The organism is Bacillus stratosphericus (assembly GCF_020524495.1).
In the GTDB taxonomy this organism is placed as follows: Bacteria; Bacillota; Bacilli; order Bacillales; family Bacillaceae; genus Bacillus; species Bacillus stratosphericus_B.
Genome location: NZ_JAIVLB010000005.1, coordinates 85,814 through 106,762 on the forward strand (window position 1 = coordinate 85,814; position 20,949 = coordinate 106,762).

Annotated in this window: 24 protein-coding genes; 16 read left to right on the top strand and 8 right to left on the bottom strand. The window is 40.4% G+C overall.

What is annotated here, in order from left to right:
* Positions 1-2: 2 nt before the first annotated feature.
* Entirely contained in the window at positions 3-719 is a 717-nt protein-coding gene (gene vrrA, locus LC033_RS03310) for a VrrA/YqfQ family protein (protein WP_226566842.1), read from the bottom strand.
* A gap of 155 nt (positions 720-874) precedes the next feature.
* Here vrrA and LC033_RS03315 point away from each other — a divergent pair, with 155 nt between their 5' ends.
* Both LC033_RS03315 and LC033_RS03320 read left to right on the top strand, forming a co-directional pair.
* The gene (locus tag LC033_RS03315) at positions 875-2,209 is read left to right on the top strand and encodes a DEAD/DEAH box helicase (protein WP_226566843.1); all 1,335 of its coding nucleotides are present in this window, start codon (positions 875-877) and stop codon (positions 2,207-2,209) included.
* The gene (locus LC033_RS03320; protein ID WP_226566844.1) at positions 2,203-3,096 is read left to right on the top strand and encodes a deoxyribonuclease IV; all 894 of its coding nucleotides are present in this window, start codon (positions 2,203-2,205) and stop codon (positions 3,094-3,096) included. Before LC033_RS03315 ends, LC033_RS03320 begins: the two co-directional genes overlap by 7 nt.
* Before the next feature lie 49 nt (positions 3,097-3,145).
* Here the strand turns inward: LC033_RS03320 and LC033_RS03325 are convergent, their stop codons facing one another.
* On the bottom strand, positions 3,146-3,400 hold the full coding sequence (locus LC033_RS03325; RefSeq protein ID WP_226566845.1) for a DUF2624 domain-containing protein: 255 nt from the start codon (positions 3,398-3,400) through the stop codon (positions 3,146-3,148).
* Positions 3,401-3,540: 140 nt separating this feature from the next.
* Between LC033_RS03325 and LC033_RS03330 the strand changes: the two genes are divergently transcribed.
* The 4 genes from LC033_RS03330 (at position 3,541) to zur (ending at position 6,591) form a co-directional block, all read left to right on the top strand.
* A complete protein-coding gene (locus LC033_RS03330; RefSeq protein WP_226566846.1) occupies positions 3,541-4,422 on the top strand; it encodes a YitT family protein in 882 nt (293 codons plus the stop codon).
* A 135-nt stretch (positions 4,423-4,557) separates the two neighbouring features.
* Complete coding sequence (locus tag LC033_RS03335; protein ID WP_226566847.1) at positions 4,558-5,334, top strand: metal ABC transporter ATP-binding protein; 777 nt, start codon at positions 4,558-4,560, stop codon at positions 5,332-5,334.
* Positions 5,334-6,194, top strand: coding sequence for a metal ABC transporter permease (locus LC033_RS03340; protein WP_226566848.1), 861 nt, complete (start codon positions 5,334-5,336; stop codon positions 6,192-6,194). The genes LC033_RS03335 and LC033_RS03340 overlap by 1 nt, the downstream gene beginning before the upstream one ends.
* Complete coding sequence (gene zur / locus LC033_RS03345) at positions 6,172-6,591, top strand: zinc uptake transcriptional repressor Zur (RefSeq protein WP_226566849.1); 420 nt, start codon at positions 6,172-6,174, stop codon at positions 6,589-6,591. The genes LC033_RS03340 and zur overlap by 23 nt, the downstream gene beginning before the upstream one ends.
* Before the next feature lie 438 nt (positions 6,592-7,029).
* Here the strand turns inward: zur and LC033_RS03350 are convergent, their stop codons facing one another.
* Complete coding sequence (locus LC033_RS03350; protein WP_226566850.1) at positions 7,030-7,608, bottom strand: 5' nucleotidase, NT5C type; 579 nt, start codon at positions 7,606-7,608, stop codon at positions 7,030-7,032.
* 138 nt (positions 7,609-7,746) lie between these two features.
* Between LC033_RS03350 and LC033_RS03355 the strand changes: the two genes are divergently transcribed.
* Positions 7,747-8,109: a DUF308 domain-containing protein gene (locus LC033_RS03355; protein ID WP_226566851.1), complete on the top strand. Its 363-nt coding sequence runs from the start codon at positions 7,747-7,749 to the stop codon at positions 8,107-8,109.
* 42 nt (positions 8,110-8,151) lie between these two features.
* On the opposite strand, the gene ispG is transcribed toward LC033_RS03355, so the two are convergent.
* From ispG to LC033_RS03370, 3 genes are all read right to left on the bottom strand, one after another.
* Positions 8,152-9,267, bottom strand: a complete 1,116-nt coding sequence (gene ispG, locus LC033_RS03360) for a flavodoxin-dependent (E)-4-hydroxy-3-methylbut-2-enyl-diphosphate synthase (RefSeq protein WP_226566852.1) — start codon at positions 9,265-9,267, stop codon at positions 8,152-8,154.
* A gap of 104 nt (positions 9,268-9,371) precedes the next feature.
* The gene (gene yqfZ / locus LC033_RS03365; RefSeq protein WP_226566853.1) at positions 9,372-9,674 is read right to left on the bottom strand and encodes a protein YqfZ; all 303 of its coding nucleotides are present in this window, start codon (positions 9,672-9,674) and stop codon (positions 9,372-9,374) included.
* Between the two features lie 145 nt (positions 9,675-9,819).
* Positions 9,820-10,572: a DUF1189 domain-containing protein gene (locus LC033_RS03370; RefSeq protein WP_264188616.1), complete on the bottom strand. Its 753-nt coding sequence runs from the start codon at positions 10,570-10,572 to the stop codon at positions 9,820-9,822.
* A gap of 143 nt (positions 10,573-10,715) precedes the next feature.
* Between LC033_RS03370 and LC033_RS03375 the strand changes: the two genes are divergently transcribed.
* Positions 10,716-11,201 carry a DUF456 domain-containing protein gene (locus LC033_RS03375; RefSeq protein ID WP_226566855.1) on the top strand — a complete coding sequence of 162 codons (486 nt, stop codon included), beginning with the start codon at positions 10,716-10,718 and terminating at the stop codon, positions 11,199-11,201.
* Between the two features lie 184 nt (positions 11,202-11,385).
* Positions 11,386-11,994, top strand: coding sequence for a superoxide dismutase (gene sodA / locus LC033_RS03380; RefSeq protein WP_226566856.1), 609 nt, complete (start codon positions 11,386-11,388; stop codon positions 11,992-11,994).
* Between the two features lie 39 nt (positions 11,995-12,033).
* Here sodA and LC033_RS03385 read toward each other — a convergent pair whose 3' ends face one another.
* Both LC033_RS03385 and LC033_RS03390 read right to left on the bottom strand, forming a co-directional pair.
* Complete coding sequence (locus LC033_RS03385) at positions 12,034-12,171, bottom strand: IS3 family transposase (protein WP_312887855.1); 138 nt, start codon at positions 12,169-12,171, stop codon at positions 12,034-12,036.
* Positions 12,172-12,246: 75 nt separating this feature from the next.
* The gene (locus tag LC033_RS03390) at positions 12,247-12,429 is read right to left on the bottom strand and encodes a hypothetical protein (RefSeq protein ID WP_226566857.1); all 183 of its coding nucleotides are present in this window, start codon (positions 12,427-12,429) and stop codon (positions 12,247-12,249) included.
* A 174-nt stretch (positions 12,430-12,603) separates the two neighbouring features.
* Here LC033_RS03390 and LC033_RS03395 point away from each other — a divergent pair, with 174 nt between their 5' ends.
* From LC033_RS03395 to pstB (LC033_RS03425), 7 genes are all read left to right on the top strand, one after another.
* Entirely contained in the window at positions 12,604-13,890 is a 1,287-nt protein-coding gene (locus tag LC033_RS03395) for an MFS transporter (protein WP_226566858.1), read from the top strand.
* Positions 13,891-14,012: 122 nt separating this feature from the next.
* On the top strand, positions 14,013-16,148 hold the full coding sequence (locus tag LC033_RS03400) for a peptidoglycan D,D-transpeptidase FtsI family protein (protein WP_264188617.1): 2,136 nt from the start codon (positions 14,013-14,015) through the stop codon (positions 16,146-16,148).
* A 215-nt stretch (positions 16,149-16,363) separates the two neighbouring features.
* Positions 16,364-17,281, top strand: coding sequence for a phosphate ABC transporter substrate-binding protein (locus LC033_RS03405; protein ID WP_226566860.1), 918 nt, complete (start codon positions 16,364-16,366; stop codon positions 17,279-17,281).
* Between the two features lie 79 nt (positions 17,282-17,360).
* Positions 17,361-18,287 (top strand): phosphate ABC transporter permease subunit PstC, encoded by a 927-nt coding sequence (gene pstC / locus LC033_RS03410; RefSeq protein ID WP_226566861.1) that lies wholly within the window; start codon positions 17,361-17,363, stop codon positions 18,285-18,287.
* A complete protein-coding gene (gene pstA / locus LC033_RS03415) occupies positions 18,287-19,171 on the top strand; it encodes a phosphate ABC transporter permease PstA (RefSeq protein ID WP_226566862.1) in 885 nt (294 codons plus the stop codon). The genes pstC and pstA overlap by 1 nt, the downstream gene beginning before the upstream one ends.
* Positions 19,172-19,194: 23 nt before the next feature.
* Positions 19,195-20,007: a phosphate ABC transporter ATP-binding protein PstB gene (pstB, locus tag LC033_RS03420; protein ID WP_376776395.1), complete on the top strand. Its 813-nt coding sequence runs from the start codon at positions 19,195-19,197 to the stop codon at positions 20,005-20,007.
* Between the two features lie 15 nt (positions 20,008-20,022).
* The gene (gene pstB / locus LC033_RS03425; protein ID WP_226566863.1) at positions 20,023-20,805 is read left to right on the top strand and encodes a phosphate ABC transporter ATP-binding protein PstB; all 783 of its coding nucleotides are present in this window, start codon (positions 20,023-20,025) and stop codon (positions 20,803-20,805) included.
* The last annotated feature ends 144 nt before the right edge of the window (positions 20,806-20,949 follow it).

Sequence of the window (20,949 nt, forward strand, 5' to 3'; positions counted from 1 at the left end):
CACTAGACATATAGTTTTGGAACAGAGCTGCCAGATCTTTTTTGGGGTTTTGCTTCAGTAGAGGAAGGAGCATGCGATGAGGTTGCACCTGTTTTTTTGACAAGAATGTCCTCTGGTTTTGCATGTTCATTTATTTCATCATCTGGTGCTGTTTCTTCCTGTGGGACCTCTGTTTTCTCACCGATCTCTTTTGGTTCTGCGTCAGCATCATTCACATTCGTTTCATCATCATCCGCACTGCCAAGCTGGCTGTACAGCTTAATCATCCCAGGTAGATTTCTCACTAAAGGGCCGTATTGCTGAATCATTGGCGTGAATTGCTGCGCCATACCGAGCACTTTTTGAACATTTCCTAACATGCTTGAGAGGGTTGCAGGATTTGTGAAGCTCTGGATTCCTTGTAATCCCGCACCACCTCCAGAGATCCCTGCTCCTCCAGCTCCAGGAAGAAATTTAGTGAGCATTCCCTTGATTCCGGCTCCGCCGCCTAGTGCACGGCTCTCGCCAACTGGAACCCCCCCCATCTCGCGCAAACCGCCGCCCTGTACAGACGGGGAGCGAGGCATCATTTGTTGAAATGGATTCCCTTGCCCTTGAAAAGGCTGTTCGATAGGAGCCTGCTGTCTCCTTTGAAAAATGCTGGGCTGTCCGCCATTTCCAAGGTGCCGTCGTGAGGGACGATGCGGCTGAAAATCGCCCATAGGCCTTTGCCCTAACATACTTGTACCTCCCTTACTGCATTCTCTTTCTCTTCATAGGTTATGCAAGTAAGCGTCAATTGGTTTCCTGTAAGAAAAGGGGACATGGTTTTTTCGCTGAAAATCAGCTATAATGAGGAGATGAGCAAAAAGGCATTGCCTTAAGGAGTGAAAACATGAAAGAAACGAAATTTACGACATATGAATTAAAGCCTTTTATTATAGATGCTATTCATGAACTAGGTTTTTATGAGCCAACTGATATTCAAAAAAGAATCATCCCTGCGGTTTTAAAAAGAGAAAGCGTGATTGGTCAGTCACAAACAGGAACAGGAAAAACCCACGCATATTTATTGCCGCTTATTCATTCGATTGATCCAAGCAAAGAGCAAGTACAAGTGGTGATTACTGCACCAACACGAGAATTAGCCAATCAAATTTTCAAGGAAGCCCAAACGATCCTAAAAACCACATCTCCAGAAGAAGAAATCCTGGCAAAGCTTTACATTGGCGGAACGGACAAGCAGAAATCCATTCAAAAGCTAAAGAACCAGCCGCATTTGGTTGTCGGCACACCTGGGCGTATTGCTGACCTCATTCATGAGCAAGCACTGAATGTATATAAAGCGACTTCCCTTGTCATTGATGAAGCGGATTTAATGCTAGATATGGGATTTCTAGAAGATGTGGACCGTATTGGTGCACAAATGCCAGAGCAGTTGCAAATGCTAGTGTTCTCAGCAACTATTCCGGAAAAGCTAAAGCCCTTCCTCAAAAAATATATGGACAATCCAAAGTACGCCCATGTTGAACCGAGACGTATTACGGCCGAAAATATTCAGCATATTTTAGTCCCATCTAAACAGCGTGACAAATTAAAATTACTGCAAGAAATGGTGACAAATGTACAGCCTTATTTAGGAATCATTTTTGCCAATACAAAAACCACCGTTGATGAAATTGCCTCATTCCTACAGGAAAAAGGAATGAGAATTGGTGTGCTTCATGGTGGATTAACACCACGCGAACGTAAAAAAGTGATGAAACAAATTGAAAATTTAGAGTTTACCTATATTGTGGCTTCTGATCTTGCAGCCCGCGGGATTGATATTAAGGGCGTTAGCCACGTGATCAACTATGAACTTCCATCTGATCTTGATTTCTATATTCACCGTGTAGGACGAACGGCTCGAGCGGGTTCTTCTGGAATTGCGATGACTATTTACGACTTGGCAGATGAGAATGCACTTGTTCAGATCGAGAAAATGGGCGTTGTGTTTGAAAACAAAACAATCGTTCATGGAGAATGGCGAGATGCGGAGGACCGGTTGAAGCGTCAAAGACGTAAAAAAGCACCAAATGAAATTGAAGAAAAAGCAAAGCGTCTTGTTAGAAAACCAAAAGCCGTCAAACCTGGATATAAAAAGAAAATGTCACGTGAGGTGGATAAAATCAAAAGACAGGAACGAAGAAAGTCAAAGCGAATGGAAAGTAGGGGGAAACATTGTTGAAGATTGGATCACATGTATCCATGAGCGGAAAGCATATGCTTTATGCAGCGAGCCAAGAAGCAGCCTCTTATGGTTCGAATACTTTTATGATTTATACAGGTGCACCTCAAAATACGCGCCGTAAAAAAATTGAAGACCTTAATATTGAAGCTGGACATGCTCATATGAAAGAGCATGGTATGACAGATATCATCGTTCATGCTCCGTATATTATAAATATTGGGAACACAGTCAATCCGTCTACATTTGAGCTTGGTGTTGACTTTCTTCGCTCAGAAATAGAGCGTACTGAAGCAATTGGTGCAAAACAAATCGTTCTTCATCCAGGGGCGCATGTAGGAGCAGGGGCAGAAGCTGGTATTCAGAAAATTATCGAGGGTTTAAACGAGGTTATTGTAAAAGGGCAAGAGGTTCAAATTGCACTTGAAACAATGGCAGGCAAAGGTTCAGAGTGCGGAAGAAGCTTTGAAGAGCTTGCCCAAATTATCGACGGTGTGACACATAACGAAGCACTTTCTGTCTGCTTTGATACATGTCACACGCACGATGCTGGTTATTCGATTGTGAGAGACTTTGATGGTGTATTAGAAGAATTTGATCGAATCGTCGGCATTGACCGAATCAAGGTTCTTCATATCAATGATAGTAAAAACGTGCAAGGCGCAAGAAAAGACCGACATGAAAATATCGGTTTTGGCGAAATTGGCTTCAATGCGCTAAATGATATAGTGCATCATCCACAGCTTCAAGATGTACCAAAAATTCTAGAAACGCCTTATGTAGGTGAAGATAAAAAGAACAAAAAACCACCTTACAAATTCGAAATTGCGATGCTGAAAGAAAAACAATTTGATGAAGACTTACTAGAAAAAATTACTGAACAGTAAAAAACACATGTAACATGATGAGGTGCCGCTAAATGCGGCCCTTTTTTGCCTAACTTGTAAATTGATTAAACAGATCGTTGACGGTCTGTGCTATCTGTTTAGAAGTAATCGCTTCCACTTGCTTAAGAAGTCGATTGCGCTCTGCATCATTAAAAATATTCACGTTTTTTCCGTTCATCAGTTTAGCGACCTCTACAGCCTGATTTGGAGTTAAGCTGACCCCATACTGTTTTGCATACCTTAATAGATCATTGGCTGTCATCTGATTGAGCCGTTGTAGCACAATTTTTTGAATTAAAATCAATGCCATTCCTCCCCTCTGTAATAATGTATGGGCGAAAACGGAAAATGTTCCAAAAACTTTATTTTACTCTGTGAAATGATAAAATAGAAAAGTGAATGAAATATTCATTGAAAATTTAACAAGTGTAGAAGGGAGAACGTATGGCAAATAGTAAACAGCATAGAAAGGAATCAGTGCCTCATTTTATTTTGAGAATTTTATTGATCCTAGTAGGCGCTGCTTGTGCAGCAGTCAGCATTGAATTATTTTTAGTGCCAAACAAGATTATTGACGGGGGCATCATCGGCATTTCGCTTATTTTGGATTATCTCTTTACTGATAACCCATTTATTAATTTTGCGACGATTGTTGTCATTTTAAATATTCCATTTATGATATCAGGATACAAACATATTGGGAAAACCTTCCTTATTTCTACTGTGATTGGGATTGTCAGCTTGGCCGTGATTGAGTCTTCACTTCATCATGTAGAAGCATTTACAGATCAGCCGATTTTAGCTACTGTATTTGGAGGATTATTACTTGGATTTGGTGTTGGGCTTGTCATACGTAATGGGGGTTCAATGGACGGGACAGAAATTTTAGGAATTCTGCTTACAAAAAAAATCCCTTTTTCCGTTGGTGAGTTTGTCATGATCGTCAATGTGTTCATTTTTATTTGGGCTGGCTTTGTCTTTGGACCAGAACAAGCTATGTATTCTGTCATGACATATTATTTGGCAATGAAAACAATTGATGCTGTCATTCAAGGGCTCGATGAAACAAAAGCTGTTATTATCGTGTCGGATCATTATGATGAAATTTCAGATGCAATTCTTCACCGTCTTGGCAGGGGAACAACAAAGCTTAGAGGAAAAGGCGGCTATACAGATGAAGAAAAAGACGTCATCTACGCCGTTGTGACGAGACTTGAAATAACAAAGCTCAAAACCATTGTCTTTGAAATAGACAGTAATGCCTTTATTACCATTATGAATACGCATGAAACTAGAGGTGGGAAATTTAAAACAGCCATTCATTAGCTTTTATTTTACTTTTTTGTCTTTCTTTTATATAATAGAATTTATGTATGGACGAGAAAATGGCTTTTGCCATTTTCTTTTTGTTGTATAAATCGTAATCATTCTTTTTATAAGGGATTAAAGGTGGAAAGATTCATGGCAAAGCCAATTATTGAAATGAAGGATGTTTCCTACTCGTATGGGCAGCGAAATGTCATTGATCACGTTCATTTAACAGTAGAGGAAGGAAATTTTCTTGCACTTGTTGGACCGAATGGATCAGGTAAAACAACCCTATTAAAATGTTTGCTTGGGCTAATTAAACCCCAACAGGGTGAATTAAAGATATTTGGCACCCCTGTTTCAAAATTCAGAGACTGGGATCAAGTTGGGTTTGTTTCACAAAAAGCAAACAGCTTTAATACAGGTTTTCCTGCTTCAGTGTACGAGGTGGTCGCAAGTGGATTGACGGCGAGAATTGGTTTATTCAAGCGAATGAGTAAGCAGGATAAATGGCAGGTTGAAGAGGCCGTTCGTTCAGTTGGTATACAAGATCTAAAGCACCAAAACATTGGTGAGCTCTCTGGTGGCCAGCAGCAACGTGCATTTATCGCCCGTGCGCTCGTCAGCCAACCAAAGCTGCTCATTTTAGATGAGCCGACTGTTGGGGTTGACCAAAAAACAGTAGAAGGATTTTATCAGCTGTTAGAAACATTAAATAAAGAAAAAGGAATGTCTTTAATTCTCGTCACGCATGACGTTGGAACCGTTTCTGATAAAGTAACCCATGTGGCTTGTTTAAATCAGCAATTGCATTTTCATGGAGACGCAAAAACGTTTGATTCAATGGATGATCAAGCGTTATCGCAATTTTATGGACATGACATTCAAGTGATTCATCACGACCATCATCATCATGGGGGACACGAATAATGCTATTTCCATTTTTTCATTATGAATTCTTACAAAATGCGTTTATCGCAGGAATGCTGATCGGTTTTATTGCGCCCTTACTTGGTGTATTTATTGTCGTGAGAAGGCTTTCACTTATTGCAGATGCTCTTAGTCACGTGTCACTTGCAGGGATTGCAGCGAGCCTGTTCTTAGATAAGAAATTTGGACTTCTGACAGGGGTTAGCCCGCTGTACATGGGGATGGCGTTTTCTGTAGCAGGTTCATTGTTTATTGAACGTCTTCGCTCGGTGTATAAACATTATCAAGAACTAGCCATTCCTATTATTTTATCCGGCGGTATTGGAATTTCCGTCATTTTCATTTCACTTGCAAATGGCTTTAATACAGATTTGTTTAGTTATTTGTTCGGAAGTGTCAGTGCGGTTTCAAGACTGGATCTTTGGATTATTGTTGGGATTTCACTCGTTGTTGTTTTAGTTGTCGTGCTTTTATATAAAGAATTGTTCTTGCTTTCATTTGATGAAGAGCATGCAAAAGCTTCAGGTATTTCAGCGAAATGGATTCATTTTATCTTTATCTTGGTCGTCGCGCTCGTCATTGCAGCATCTATGCGTATCGTGGGCACACTGCTTGTATCCGCTCTAATGACGCTCCCTGTTGCGGCGAGTATTCGAATTGCTAAAGGATTTAAACAGGCGATTTTCCTTTCTATATTGTTTGGTGAATTGTCTGTTATGGTCGGATTGATCTTAAGCTATTATTTAGATCTAGCGCCGGGTGGCACCATTGTGATGCTGTCCATTTTGATTTTAATCGGGTGTATTAGTATTGGAAAAGTTAGAAGGGGGAATCATCATGAACGTACAAGAAGCACTTGATTTATTAAAGGAAAAAGGCTACAAATATACAAGCAAGCGTGAAGATATGCTTCAATTGTTTGCTGATTCTGACAAATACTTGACTGCTAAAAATGTGTTAACAGCATTAAGTGAAGACTACCCGGGTCTTAGCTTCGATACCATTTATCGAAACCTGTCCTTATATGTAGAGCTTGGGATATTAGAGACAACGGAATTGTCAGGTGAGAAGCTATTTCGTTTTAAATGTTCATTTTCCCATCACCATCACCACTTTATTTGTCTTGTGTGCGGTAAAACAAAGGAAATCGATGCCTGTCCAATGGACCAGTTAGAAGTGGATTTAGAGGATTGCCACATTATCGGACATAAGTTTGAAATATATGGGACGTGTCCTTCTTGTGAAGTTTATTTGTGAAGACCAGCCGACGAGCTGGTTTTTTATTTTGTCTTTTGAAAACGTTTTACAAAAGACATCCGTTTCATTAGAATGAGATCATCAGGTATGACGCTAAACAATTTTGAGTCTTTTTTTGAACAGGCTGCGCATGATCTGTCCATTCAGAAAATGCTGGATCAGTGACAAACAAATAGCCATCGGAATTTACGTAGTGACTGTCCTCAATTCAGAGAAATTTCTCATTGGTGAGGCGTGAGTGGAAGCCAGATTTGATACCAAACATTGATAAGCATGAACATACATTGCATGGAAGGACATTGAGGTGAAACTGGAGCCGAGCTACTACCTGAATCAGGCAGGTATAAAGGGGACGCTGCATTTCTTAATGAAAGAAGAATTCCTTGATACATCAAAAAAGCAGATACATTAAGGTGTCTGCTTTTTCTCATCAATGAATTAATGGGCAGTTTGTAGTCGCTGTTCATATTGTTTAATCCATTGAGCCGCTTCTTTCCAGTTGTTAACACGGATGATCCTGTCATCAATTGGCATTTGATTATAAGGTGAGTTAAAAAGAATGACCGGGATGTCAGCTTCTTTTGCAATCATTGTGGCATTGCCATGATGATCCTCGAAAAACACATCAATATTGTGTTTTTGGACAGCTTCCAACTTATGATGACCGCCAACAAGCTCAATATTATTATAGTGCACCTGATGTTCTTGAAACCACGTGTAGGTGACATCAGCGTGACACTGTCTTCTTGCTGTGATATAAATCAGTTTGTGGTGCTTTTTCATTTGATCAAGGATCTCTTTTGCACCGTCTGCAGGCTTTGCCTGTTTATAAATAAGAGGCTCATGCTGATCCATCCAGCCCCAAAATTCTTCATTTGAAATCCTTAAAAGCTTTGTCAAATCATATTCCGTCATATCATCTAGTGTGATGGCACATTGAAACGACTCATTTAAGTAGGGAACAAAGGTGTCTTGTGCCGTCACTGTGCCATCAATATCAATTCCTAAACGTAACATGCCCACACTCCTCATATTTATACTCTTAAGTGTATCATAATCATTTCACAATTCCAGCAAGTTTTAGCAAACATGAAATAGACATTTTTGCTCATACTAAAAAAGCTCCTTTCTATTAACCAAAAGGGGGAATTGCTCATGGAAAGAGACGAGGATTTCAAACGAAAAGATCGTGAAATCGACACAGATTTTAGTCATGATGATGGCTATTTAGAGGAAACAGCTGCTGAAATCGCAGAGCCATATCAAGCATCAAGAGATCAAGAAGACAGATTAGAACGTGACCATGTAGGTGACGATTTAGGCAGTAAAGGGATAGGCTATACAGCACTCGCAATTGCGATTATCTCATTATTTGTCTTGCCTGTGCTATTAGGGATAGCGGCAATCGTCGTTGGTTATATTGCAAGAAGAAAAGGAGCACATACGCTTGGTGCGTGGTCAATTGGAATCGGAATCGTTTCCGTCATCCTTGGAATTTTTATCACCCCGTTCTTTTAACAAGAACAGAAAAACGCCTGACAGTGACGTCAGGCGTTTTTGCTATGCGTTAGCTTGTTTTTCTTTTACAGCTTCCATTTTTGCATAGTGTTCTTCAGCAATTTTATCGATTTCTTTTTTCAGCTCTTCGACCATTGTTTCTTCGGGTACTTTACGAACAATTTCACCTTTACGGAACAATAGACCTTCGCCTCTCGCGCCTGCGATTCCAATGTCAGCTTCACGCGCTTCACCTGGACCGTTTACAGCGCAACCTAGCACAGCTACTTTGATCGGTGCTTTAATTTTGGAGATATATTCTTCGACTTCATTTGCAATGCTAATGAGGTCAATTTCAATTCTTCCACAAGTTGGGCAAGAGATGAGTGTGGCTGCGTTTGATGCAAGACCAAATGATTTCAATAACTCGCGTGCTACTTTGACCTCTTCAACGGGATCAGCACTTAATGAGATGCGGAGTGTGTTCCCAATCCCCATATTCAAAATAGCGCCAAGACCCGCTGCACTTTTTACCGTACCTGCAAATAAAGTGCCTGACTCTGTAATACCAAGGTGAAGAGGGTAGTCAAATGCTTTTGCTGCTTTTTCGTACGCCTCAATTGCTAGATTGACATCAGATGCTTTCATGCTGACGATGATGTCATGAAAGTCTAGATCTTCTAGAATTTTAATGTGATGCAGTGCACTTTCGACCATACCATCAGCTGTTGGATAGCCGTATTTATCAAGGATTTTTTTCTCTAATGAACCGGCGTTTACGCCAATACGGATTGGAATGCCTTTTTCTTTTGCTGCTTTGACAACCGCTTCGACTTTTTCTCGTCTGCCGATGTTTCCTGGATTGATTCGAATTTTGTCTGCGCCTGCTTCAATGGCCTTCAGTGCAAGCTTGTAGTCAAAATGAATATCGACAACAAGCGGAATATCAATTTGTTTTTTGATGTCCGCAATGGCGTTTGCAGCGCGTTCATCTGGACATGCGACACGCACGATCTGACAGCCTGCTTCTTCAAGACGTTTAATTTCAGCTACTGTCGCTTTGACATCATGTGTTTTGGTTGTGGCCATACTTTGAATGACCACTTCATTATTTCCACCTATAGTTAAAGGTCCCACTTTGACGGGACGCGTTTTTGTACGATGTGTGACTTCACTCACTTGTCAATCGCTCCTTAGTGTACACAGTTCGTTTGCAGTGTACGACGTGTTTTACATGTCATATTGTAACAGTCTCTTTGTATGAATGACAAGGAATTAACGTTTTATCTTTGATATACCGGAAACTTATATGTGCTGCCTGCTCGAATTTCGTTCGCTTTGACGCCTTTATTCAGCTCTTCGAAATCTTCAATGACCTCATCAAGAGGTTTACTTGTATGTACGATGGATACAACGGTTTGACCTTGTTTGACAGTAAGGGTCTTATACGTTTTTTTCTCAGAAGACTGAAACGCACTTGCGGGAACGGCCTGCTCTTCTTGAACAGGAATCGTTCCATTTTTTAAATCAAAAAAGATAATAAAAAGCACAAACAAACTAATAAGTAAAAAAATAATTCGCCGCATTTCACTCACCGCTTTTATGATTTTACTTCAGTGTATGCATGTGCTGAAATGATAGAACCAAAAAGGGGAGAAAAGCTAGAGAGGATGGTTCTAGTTTGTTCTAGTAAGGCTTGTAACGGAATGAAAAACCACTTTGACAAGTGGCTTATTTTTTAGCAGGTATTTCTTTTACGACAAGGTATAAAAAGATAAAGTTAATCACCCAATTTAATAAAAATGAGTTCGCAACAGGGGTGTTTAACGCACTCATGATAGCGAAAAAGACCGTCGTTAATGTGAGTGAATAGGCTGAGAGCTTCCATAGCATTTGGAAGGAAAGCTCTTTTTGCTGCATCCGTTTAATAAATGTCCCAAGCATCGCAAGGAATGTGGCGCTGATAAACATGAGAGCAGCAGTTGAAAGATAAAGCAGCGCACAAATGACGGGGATAATGATCGTTTGGTTTTGGTTTATCACGCGAGCGAGGTCATCTTTTGTCAGTGTCCCGCCAAGAAGCTGATATGGTATATCCGTCATTTGTCCGTCAATGGCAATCACTGCTTTGTCTTTTAATAAAGCGATGGCTGTTTGTTTTGTTTCAAGCTCACTCATTTTTATTTTCTCAGAAGGGTCAAAGAAGATCGTAATCCCGTTTTCTTCTTTTTCTATCGGTGCGCTTTGATCAGCTTGAAGCTTCCCTTTTTCAATTGAAAAGTCGGGTAACTCTTTTTTGATCACATGCTGAAATCCTGACATTGCGCTCGAAATCTCTTGACTCATATGATAGCCCTGAGGAACAGTTGCGATGATGGAAAGGATAAAAATGTACAAAATGGGTTTTCCAATTCCAGTAAACCGTGCTCTTGCAATATCTTTTGGTGAATAAATTCCTTTTAACAATAGACTAAATACGTTCAACTGTTTCACTTCCTACATTCTTTTCTATTTCTCACATTGTATCAATGTCTATCCATCAAGTACAAGTACGGCCTTCATCGCTGGTTAAGACAGCAGGAATGAGGCATAATGTATACAGCATATAAAAAGGAGGCGGCCGTGACGTGGACGTGCTGTACTGGATTCTAATTGGCTGTGCATTTATCATTGCATTTGTTGGGCTCGTCTATCCAATCATCCCTAGTGTGGTCTTTATCATTTTTGGTTTTATTCTGTATGGCTTCTTTTTCAGCTTCGAGCCGTTGACACTGACATTTTGGCTCATTCAAGCCATGTTTACAGCCGTGTTATTTGCAGCGGATTATGTCTCAAATCTCATTGGTGTAAAGCACTTTGGCGGTAGTCGAGCAGCCATTTGGGGAAGCACTATAGGCTTATTAATCGGTCCATTTGTCATTCCAATTGCAGGGATTATCATTGGTCCATTTATAGGCAGCGTCATAGCAGAGCTTCTTGTTCATCAAAAAGATGTGAAGACAAGTATGAAAGTAGGCTTAGGCTCACTCATTGGATTTGTGTCAGGTGTATTTGCAAAAGGATTGATCCAAGCACTAATGCTGGGAATCTTTTTACTTTATGTGCTACTCTAATTCGAGAATGGGTGTTTAAAATTCTTTCTAAAGGGCTAAATACAAAATAAGCACTGAAATGTTTCATATCATGAACAATAACGTTGAAACAAGTCGTTTCTTTTGATACTCTTTGAGTAAGGTGAAATTGCTTGCTTACAAAGGAAGCATTTCAGTACATACATTTCTAAGGAGGAATTTTACCATGGCTTTTAAACTTCCAGAATTACCATATGCTTACGATGCATTAGAACCACATATCGACAAGGAAACAATGACAATTCACCACACAAAACACCATAATACTTACGTAACAAACTTAAGTAAAGCAATCGAAGGAGTGTCAGCTCTTGAAGATCAATCAATTGAAGAGCTAGTGGCTAACCTGAACTCTGTACCTGAAAATGTTCGTACAGCTGTACGTAACAATGGCGGAGGACACGCTAACCACTCATTATTCTGGACCCTTCTTTCACCAAACGGAGGCGGCGCACCAACTGGTGAACTTGCAGATGCGGTCGAAAAAGAATTAGGTGGATTTGAAAAATTCAAATCTGATTTTGCTGCAGCAGCTGCAGGACGCTTTGGTTCTGGTTGGGCATGGCTTGTTGTGAACAACGGCAAACTTGAAATCACAAGCACTCCAAACCAAGATTCTCCTTTAACTGAAGGGAAAACACCAATCCTAGGACTTGACGTTTGGGAGCATGCTTACTACTTAAACTACCAAAACCGTCGTCCTGATTACATTTCTGCATTCTGGAATGTTGTGAACTGGGATGAAGTGGCTCGCCTTTACAGCCAAGCAAAATAAATTGGTCTAATCCCTGTCAAGTAGACACATATAAAAAGCCTAAGTAGCCAGTGTGTGACGGTATTCTACCGGAGCACACTGGTTTAATTTTTTCTGGAATGGATCGTGATTATAGAATTGAATGTAATCTTCTATGCTCTTGTGAAGTGTTTTGAGATGAGAGAAAAATAATTCGATTCAAACCCTTGATTCTTACGCCATGGATACACCAGCCATGTCAACAGATAAAGGGTCTTTAATTCGTGAACAACTTCAAACCGTGCAGTCTTCAAAATCCGTCCTCCCCGTGAAGATTTGGATAACGCTTACCTGTGCCTTTAAATAATCTTTTTCTTCTTCCACACTTTTAAAGATAGACTTAGGACATCCACTAAAAGGATTTTCTGACTTTGTATTTTTTCCTATGTCTTCAAAAGATTGTCCTTTTCTCGCCATAAAAAATCCCCTCCAAGTATAGTGTAACAGCCGATTATGAAAATTGGGCTTTCTACACTGTCTACTTAGATGGGAACATACCATAAAGCGGGTCTTTTTATATTTTCCCTCCTTTTCTTACATATCTGCCTTGTGATGAGACAGACTATTGTGTAGAAAAGGAGAATGAAATATATGAGCAGATTAAAGAAAATGTTCGGGGACATGGATGTCACAAGAGATTTATTGCTCCTCCTAACGATTGGCGGATTGTACGCACTTGCCATTGCACTTTCGAATACGTTTGTGAATGTGTACTTATGGAAACAGTCAGGGCGATTTACGGATCTTGCGATTTATAACTTGGCGATTGTTGTGCTTCAGCCCATTACTTTTTTATTTGCTGGTCGGCTCGCTAAAAAAATAGACCGTGCGTTTGTCCTTCGTTTCGGTGTCATCTTCTTATCCGCTTTTTACTTAATTGTACTAATGGCAGGAGAACAAGCGGCTGCGCGGCTTGTCTTATTAGGGAGTGTCCTTGGGATCGGCTATGGTTTTTACTGGCTTGCTTTTAATGTACTCACCTTTGAAATCACTGAACCTGAAACAAGAGATTTCTTCAATGGATTTCTAGGAGTGCTCACGTCTACAGCTGGCATGATCGGTCCACTAATTGCTGGTATTGTCATTTCTAAACTAACGGATGATACGGGTTATACAGTCATTTTTACGTTATCGCTTCTTTTGTTTTCATTAGCGGTCGTCATGAGTTTCTTTCTCAAGAGAAGGCAGTCAAAAGGGAAGTTTATGATCAAGCAAATTTGGAAAGAGCGGCATGCAGACGAGAATTGGCGTAAGATTACAACGGCTCACTTCTTTCAGGGGCTTAGAGAAGGCGTCTTTGTCTTTTTAATTAGTGTTTTTGTGTTTATTGCGACAAACAGTGAGCTTGCTCTTGGAACATTTGGTTTAGTGAACTCAGGTGTCGCCTTTTTTGCTTATTTTTTCGCTACACGTCTAATTAAGAAAAAATGGCGGAAGAAAGCGATTATGCTTGGTGGGCTTATTTTATTTGGCGCACTATTTTTAATTGTTTTTCACTTGTCCTATGTATCGCTTCTCATGTATGCAGTGGCCATTGCCATAGGATATCCGCTCCTGCTTGTCCCGTATGTATCATTAACCTACGATGTGATCGGCCACGCTAGGTATGCAAGAAAAGCCCGGATTGAATATATTGTGGTTAGAGAACTATTTTTAAATGCGGGACGTATTTGCTCCATTGTGTTGTTTCTTTTGTTTGTCACCTTACTAGGCGATGAGGTTGGCATTCCTGCATCATTAGTTGTTCTCGGAGCGGGACATACTCTTATTTATTATTTTGTAAAGGATATTCAATTAAAAGAAAAAACAGCTGATATGAAAGAGGCTGACAGTCAAAAGCCAGTATCTCACACAAACCTTATTAAGGGAGAAAGGTAAAATTTCTTACCATTGGAACAGCAAATTTCTAGATAAATCATAGAAAAAACGCTAAAATGATGATGGCATCTTTTATACACAAAAAGGGGTGTCATTTCTTTCTTTATAGAAAAGGTGATGTGATGAGAAACAAGAAAAACAAAAAAGATGCGAAGGAAGGGCGCAAAACACTTCCGATTCGGTTAAATTTATTATTTTTAGCTGCATTCATAATTTTTACCGGTGTTGTGGTCAGACTCGGTTTTGTGCAAATTGTCAATGGAGAAGATTATAAAAAGCAGGCAGAGAAACAAAATGATGTGAATGTCAGCTCATCTGCTCCGCGCGGAAAAATTTATGATCGAAACTATAACACGATCGTCAGCAATAAAGCGCTAAATGCCATTACATATACGAGAACCTCGACGACATCACAAGAAGAGCGACTCAAAGTGGCAACAAAATTAGCGGATATGATTCATGTGAGTACGAAAAAAGTCACAGATCGTGATAAAAAAGATTTTTGGATCTTAACGCATCCGAATGAAGCCAAAAAGCTTGTTCAAAAGGAATCAGAATTAAAGGGTGACGATAAGCTCTCTGATGATAAACTATACGAACTTCAACTTAAACGCATCACAGACAAGGAATTAAATCAGCTGACGAAAAAAGATTTGCAAGTGCTTGCGATTAAAAGACAGATGGATGCAGGCTATGCGCTTACACCTCAATTCATCAAAAATGAAGATGTGAAGCCAAGCGAAATTGCTTACGTCTCAGAGCATTTGGACGAGCTGCCAGGCGTTGATGTCACAACAGACTGGATGCGCAGTTATCCATATAAAGGGTTGCTCCGCAGTATGCTCGGTAGTGTGTCTTCAAGTGATGAAGGCCTTCCGCAATCGCTGCTTGAACATTATCTGTCACTAGGCTACAGCCGAAATGACCGTGTAGGAAAAAGCTATCTTGAATATCAATATGAAGATGTATTGCAAGGTCAAAAAGAAAAAGAACAGAATACAACCGATAAAGAGGGTAATGTCACAAGCTCTAAAGTCTTAACAGAAGGGAAAAGCGGGAAAGACCTCGTGCTTACCATTGATATTCAGCTGCAAAAAGAGGTCGAAAAAATCATTGAAAAGAATTTGAGAAGTGCGAAGCAACGAGGTGGAACAGAGCTTCTTGATCGTGCGTTTGTGGTCATGATGGATCCGAGAAATGGAGAGGTTCTCTCTATTGCAGGTAAGCAGATTACAAACAAAAATGGAAAATACAAATTCGATGACTATGCATTAGGATCCATGACATCTTCTTATGCAATGGGATCAGCAGTGAAAGGAGCAACAGTACTGACAGGATATAAAACAGGCGTCATTCATATTGGAAGCACCCAGTATGATGAACCTCTCTATATCGCGCAATCACCGCCAAAGAAATCCTATCAAAATATGGGACTCATTAATGATTTAACTGCACTAGAGCGTTCGTCAAACGTTTATATGTTCAAAACAGCGATTGCGATTGGGAAAGGGGAATATCGGAAGAATCAGCCGCTCCCAATTGATACGAAAGCATTTGATACGTTCCGCTATAATTTCAGTAAATTTGGTCTTGGAGTCAAAACAGGTATTGATCTTCCGAACGAAGCAACTGGCTATCGAGGAACGTCTACACAATCTGGTCTCTTACTTGACTATGCGATTGGACAATACGACACGTTTACTCCGCTGCAAATGGCGCAATACGTCTCAACGATTGCAAATGGCGGTTACCGTTTACGTCCGCAGCTTGTAAAAGAAGTCAGAGAGCCAGATCCGCAGCGCGGCATTGGCGCTGTGACCGAATCTGTTAAACCGGATGTTTTGAATAAGCTGGATATGACAAGTGATGAGATCAAGCGGGTACAGCAAGGGTTCAAACTTGTTATGCAAAACCCAAGAGGAACAGCGTATTCGAACTTTGGCAACAAAAATTATAATCCAGCTGGAAAGACAGGGACCGCTCAATCGTTCTATGACGGCCCAATTAAAAGCAAACGCGGCACACAGACGTATAACACAACACTTGTTGCATATGCGCCTGCTGATAATCCAGAAGTGGCCATTTCGGTCGTTGTCCCGTGGGTGTATCAAGACTACAACCAGCGTTATTCGATTACGAATGACATTGGTGAACAAGTATTAGACAAATACTTTGAACTGAAATCGAAACAGGAAAGCGATGATACACAAGCAAAAAATAAAAATAAAATTGAAAATGAAGCAGAAACAAATAACTAGACCTTTCATAGGTAAAAACGCTCACTTTTTGTGGGCGATTTTTTTATGTTTTCTTCAAACTTTTCGATTCAAATTGACAAAAAACATAAAAAACTCCGCAAGATCTCTACAAATCTTCGGCATTTACAAAAACTTAACATTCCATTTAAACGAAATTAATAAAAAACCTTTAATGTATTACTCGTAGGACAAATTATTCAGGGGGTATTCTTGAAATGAAAAAGAACAAATTATGGCTGCTTACTTTCCTTACTATCGCATTGTTAGCATTCGTCACAGCATGCGGAAACAGCAGCTCAAGCGATGATTCAAAAGACAGTAAAGAAAATGCTTCAAACAAAGATGAGGCATCAGGTTCCATTACCATCTCAGGATCATCTGCGATGCAGCCTTTAGTTCTTGCGGCAGCAGAAAAATTCATGGATAAACATCCAAAAGCCGATATTCAAGTACAAGCCGGCGGTTCAGGAACAGGCCTTTCTCAAGTATCTGAAGGATCTGTACAAATTGGTAACTCAGATGTATTCGCAGAAGAGAAAGACGGAATCGACGCAAACGTTTTAAAAGACCACAAAGTGGCAGTTGTTGGAATGGCAGCAGCTGTAAACCCTGAAGTTGGTGTCAAAGACATCACAAAGGACGAATTGAAAAAAATCTTTACTGGCAAAATCAAAAACTGGAAAGAGCTTGGTGGGAAAGACCAAAAAATCACACTTGTCAACAGACCTGATTCTTCAGGAACGCGTGCAACATTTGTGAAATATGCACTTGATGGTGAAACTCCTGCAGAAGGAATCACAGAAGATTCTTCAAACACAGTGAAAAAACTGATTGCAGAAACACCAGGTGCGATTGGATACCTAGCATTCTCTTATTTAACAGATGACAACATTACACCGCTTAGCATTGATGGGGTGAAACCGGAAGAAAGCAATGTAGAAAGCGGTAAATATACAATTTGGGCATACGAGCACTCTTATACAAAAGGTGAGCCAGAAGGTCTAACAAAACAATTTATAGATTACCTAATGAGTGACGAAGTACAAAAAGAAATTATCAAAGACCAAGGCTACATCTCAGTCTCTAATATGCAAGTAGAAAGAGATGCAACAGGCAAACAAACAGATAAGTAAGAGGTCTTGAATTGATGATGAAGGAAAAGTGGAACTTTTCACTTTTCCTTTTATGACATTCATAGGAGTGTAGAAAAAGATGAAACAGATAGAACATACAGAAGCGAGCGATCGACTGATCAGCTCGAAGAAAAATAGGCAAATGGATGAAGTAATAGGAAGTATTTTGGTGAGATTTTGCGCTTTCTTAATGATTGCTGTATCGATCGCCATCACGATCTTCCTTGGCATTAAGGGTTTACAATCTTTCATCGTAAATGGTGTAAGCCCAATTGAGTTCTTAACCAGTATCAATTGGAACCCAACAGCAGAAAACCCGCAATACGGCGCGTTTCCATTTATTTTTGGATCAATCGCCGTCACGCTCCTATCGGCACTCATTGCAGCACCGCTAGGCATCGCAGGAGCGATCTTTATGACGGAAATTGCACCTGCATGGGGACGGAAAATTCTCCAACCAGTCATTGAATTGCTTGTAGGGATTCCATCCGTAGTTTACGGATTCATAGGTCTTACAGTATTGGTGCCGTTTATTGGACACTTTAAGTCAAGCGGCTCAGGGCATAGTGTTTTAGCAGCAACGATTGTCCTGTCTATTATGATTCTGCCTACTGTTACATCCATTGCCACTGATGCAATGGCTTCACTTCCAAAAAGTTTACGTGAGGGATCGTATGCATTAGGAGCAACAAGATGGCAAACGATCAGACGTGTTCTAGTACCGGCAGCTCTTCCGACATTAATGACAGCGGTCGTACTTGGGATGGCTAGAGCATTTGGAGAAGCACTTGCCGTTCAGATGGTCATTGGAAACACGCGTAATCTACCAGAGAGCATTATGGACACAGCTGGTACCTTAACAACCATTATTACGTTAAACATGGGTCACACTACGTATGGAAGTGTTGAAAATAATACACTTTGGTCAATGGGACTTGTCCTTCTAGTTGTATCATTTATGTTTATACTCATGATCAGATACTTATCGTCTAGGAGGAAGATTTAATGAATAGTAAAATGACGGATCGTTTTGCCACGTTTGTTTTTGGATTATGTGCCGCCATTATTACCGCAATACTTGTTGGTTTGTTTTCTTATATCATTTTCAACGGTGCAAAAGAATTAAATTTTGATTTTCTGACAACACGCTCAAGTGCGATTGGGTCTGGCGGCGGAATTCGAGATCAACTGTTTAACTCGTTTTACATTCTGTTTATTACAATGATGATCACTGTTCCACTTGGCGTCGGTGGCGGAGTGTATATGGCTGAGTATGCACCTCAAAACAAAGTCACGGATTTTATTCGTACATGTATTGAAGTGCTATCGTCACTACCATCAATCGTCATTGGTATGTTTGGTTTACTGATGTTTGTTAATTTAACAGGCTGGGGTTATACGATCATTGGAGGAGCTCTTGCGCTCACTGTGTTTAACTTACCAGTGATGGTCAGGGTAACAGAAGACGCGATTCGTTCAGTACCCAAGGATCAAAAGGAAGCATCACTTGCACTCGGTGTGACAAAGTGGCACACAGTCAAGACCGTTCTTATTCCAGGCGCAATTCCGTCTATTATTACTGGCGCTATTTTAGCATCAGGAAGAGTCTTTGGTGAGGCGGCAGCACTTCTTTTCACAGCAGGTCTGACAACACCACGGCTTAATTTTACGAACTGGAATCCTTTCTCCGATACGTCACCACTAAATATTTTTAGACCGGCAGAAACGTTGGCCGTTCATATTTGGAACGTCAATACACAAGGGATCATTCCTGATGCAGAGGCCATTGCAAATGGTGCTTCAGCCGTACTTGTGCTTTCAGTTCTACTTTTTAACTTAGCAGCTAGATGGCTTGGTTCATTTATTCATAAGAAGCTTACGTCAAAATAAATTGAGAGAGGTGTGAAGGGGATATGGTTCAAATGCTCGCAGAGAAAAAAGAGATTGCAGCAAAAAAGGCTCCACTTCAGGCGGAACAAATTTTACAGGTGCAGGATTTAAGTATTTATTATGGTGAAAAAAGTGCAGTTAATCAAATTTCATTCGAAATTGAAAAGAACGCCATTACCGCTTTAATCGGCCCTTCAGGCTGCGGGAAATCAACTTTTTTACGCAGCATTAACCGAATGAACGACCTGATTCCAGGTGCGAGAAGTGAAGGCGCGATCATGTACGAAGGGTTGAACATTCTTGATGATCGCATTAATGTGGTGAATTTAAGAAGAGAAATCGGGATGGTCTTTCAAAAGCCAAATCCATTCCCAAAATCGATCTACAATAACATTACCCATGCGTTAAAGTATGCGGGTGAAAAAAGAAAATCAGTGCTTGATGATGCAGTAGAGGAAAGCTTAACAAAAGCAGCGTTATGGGATGAGGTCAAAGATCGTCTGCACCGCTCTGCATTGTCATTATCAGGTGGTCAGCAGCAGCGTCTGTGTATTGCACGTACTCTTGCGATGAAACCGAGTGTGCTTCTATTAGATGAACCAGCTTCTGCCCTAGACCCAATCTCAAATGCAAAAATTGAAGAGCTATTGACAGAATTAAAAAATGATTATTCCATCGTCATTGTCACACACAACATGCAGCAGGCGTTACGTGTATCTGATCATACGGCCTTTTTCCTGAACGGTGATCTAGTGGAATATGATGCCACTGAACGTATCTTTACACGTCCTGCGCAGCAAAAAACAGAAGACTATATCAATGGTCGATTTGGATAAGGCGGGTGGATTTTGATGAATGCAGTAGCAACTGAAACAGCAGCAAAAGAAGTGTTTCGTGTGCATGATATGAACCTTTGGTATGGGGAGCATCATGCACTGAAACATATCGACTTAGCCATTAGGAAGCATGAAGTCACAGCGATTATCGGCCCTTCAGGCTGCGGGAAGTCAACATTTATTAAAACTTTAAATCTCATGGTCAAAACAGTGCCAGGTGTGAAAATCACAGGGGATATGATGTATAACGGTGAAAACATCTTAAAAGGCCGTGTCGATTTAGTTGAACTACGTAAAAACGTGGGAATGGTGTTTCAAAAAGGGAATCCATTCCCTCAGTCTATCTTTGATAATGTCGTATATGGCCCAAGAATTCATGGTGTGAAGAGCAAGCAGCAATTGAAAGAAATCGCTGAAAAAGCGCTTCGTGATGTCGCTCTTTGGGATGAAGTGAAAGATCGTTTAAGTGCGCCTGCATTAGGTCTTTCCGGCGGTCAGCAGCAGCGTCTTTGTATCGCAAGAGCGATTGCCACAAGCCCAGACATCCTATTAATGGATGAACCCACATCAGCGCTTGATCCTGTTTCAACTTTAAAGATTGAAGAATTGATTATGAAACTGAAAGAAAAATACTCGATTGCCATTGTCACACACAATATGCAGCAGGCGGCAAGGGTTTCAGATCGAACAGCCTTTTTCTTGATGGGCGAGCTTGTTGAGGTCAATGATACGAATGTGATGTTCTCAGAGCCAAACGATCAAAGGACGAATGATTATATATCTGGACGTTTTGGATAATAAAAAACCCCCTGGAAATCAGTGCGGGACTGACCCCCTAAGATGAGACAAATAAAAAACACCTTCAAGTTTGAAAACGGACCGTTGTGATCCGAAATAAAACATGGAGGTGTTTTTTCTATGGGGACAAGAGTGAGTTATCCA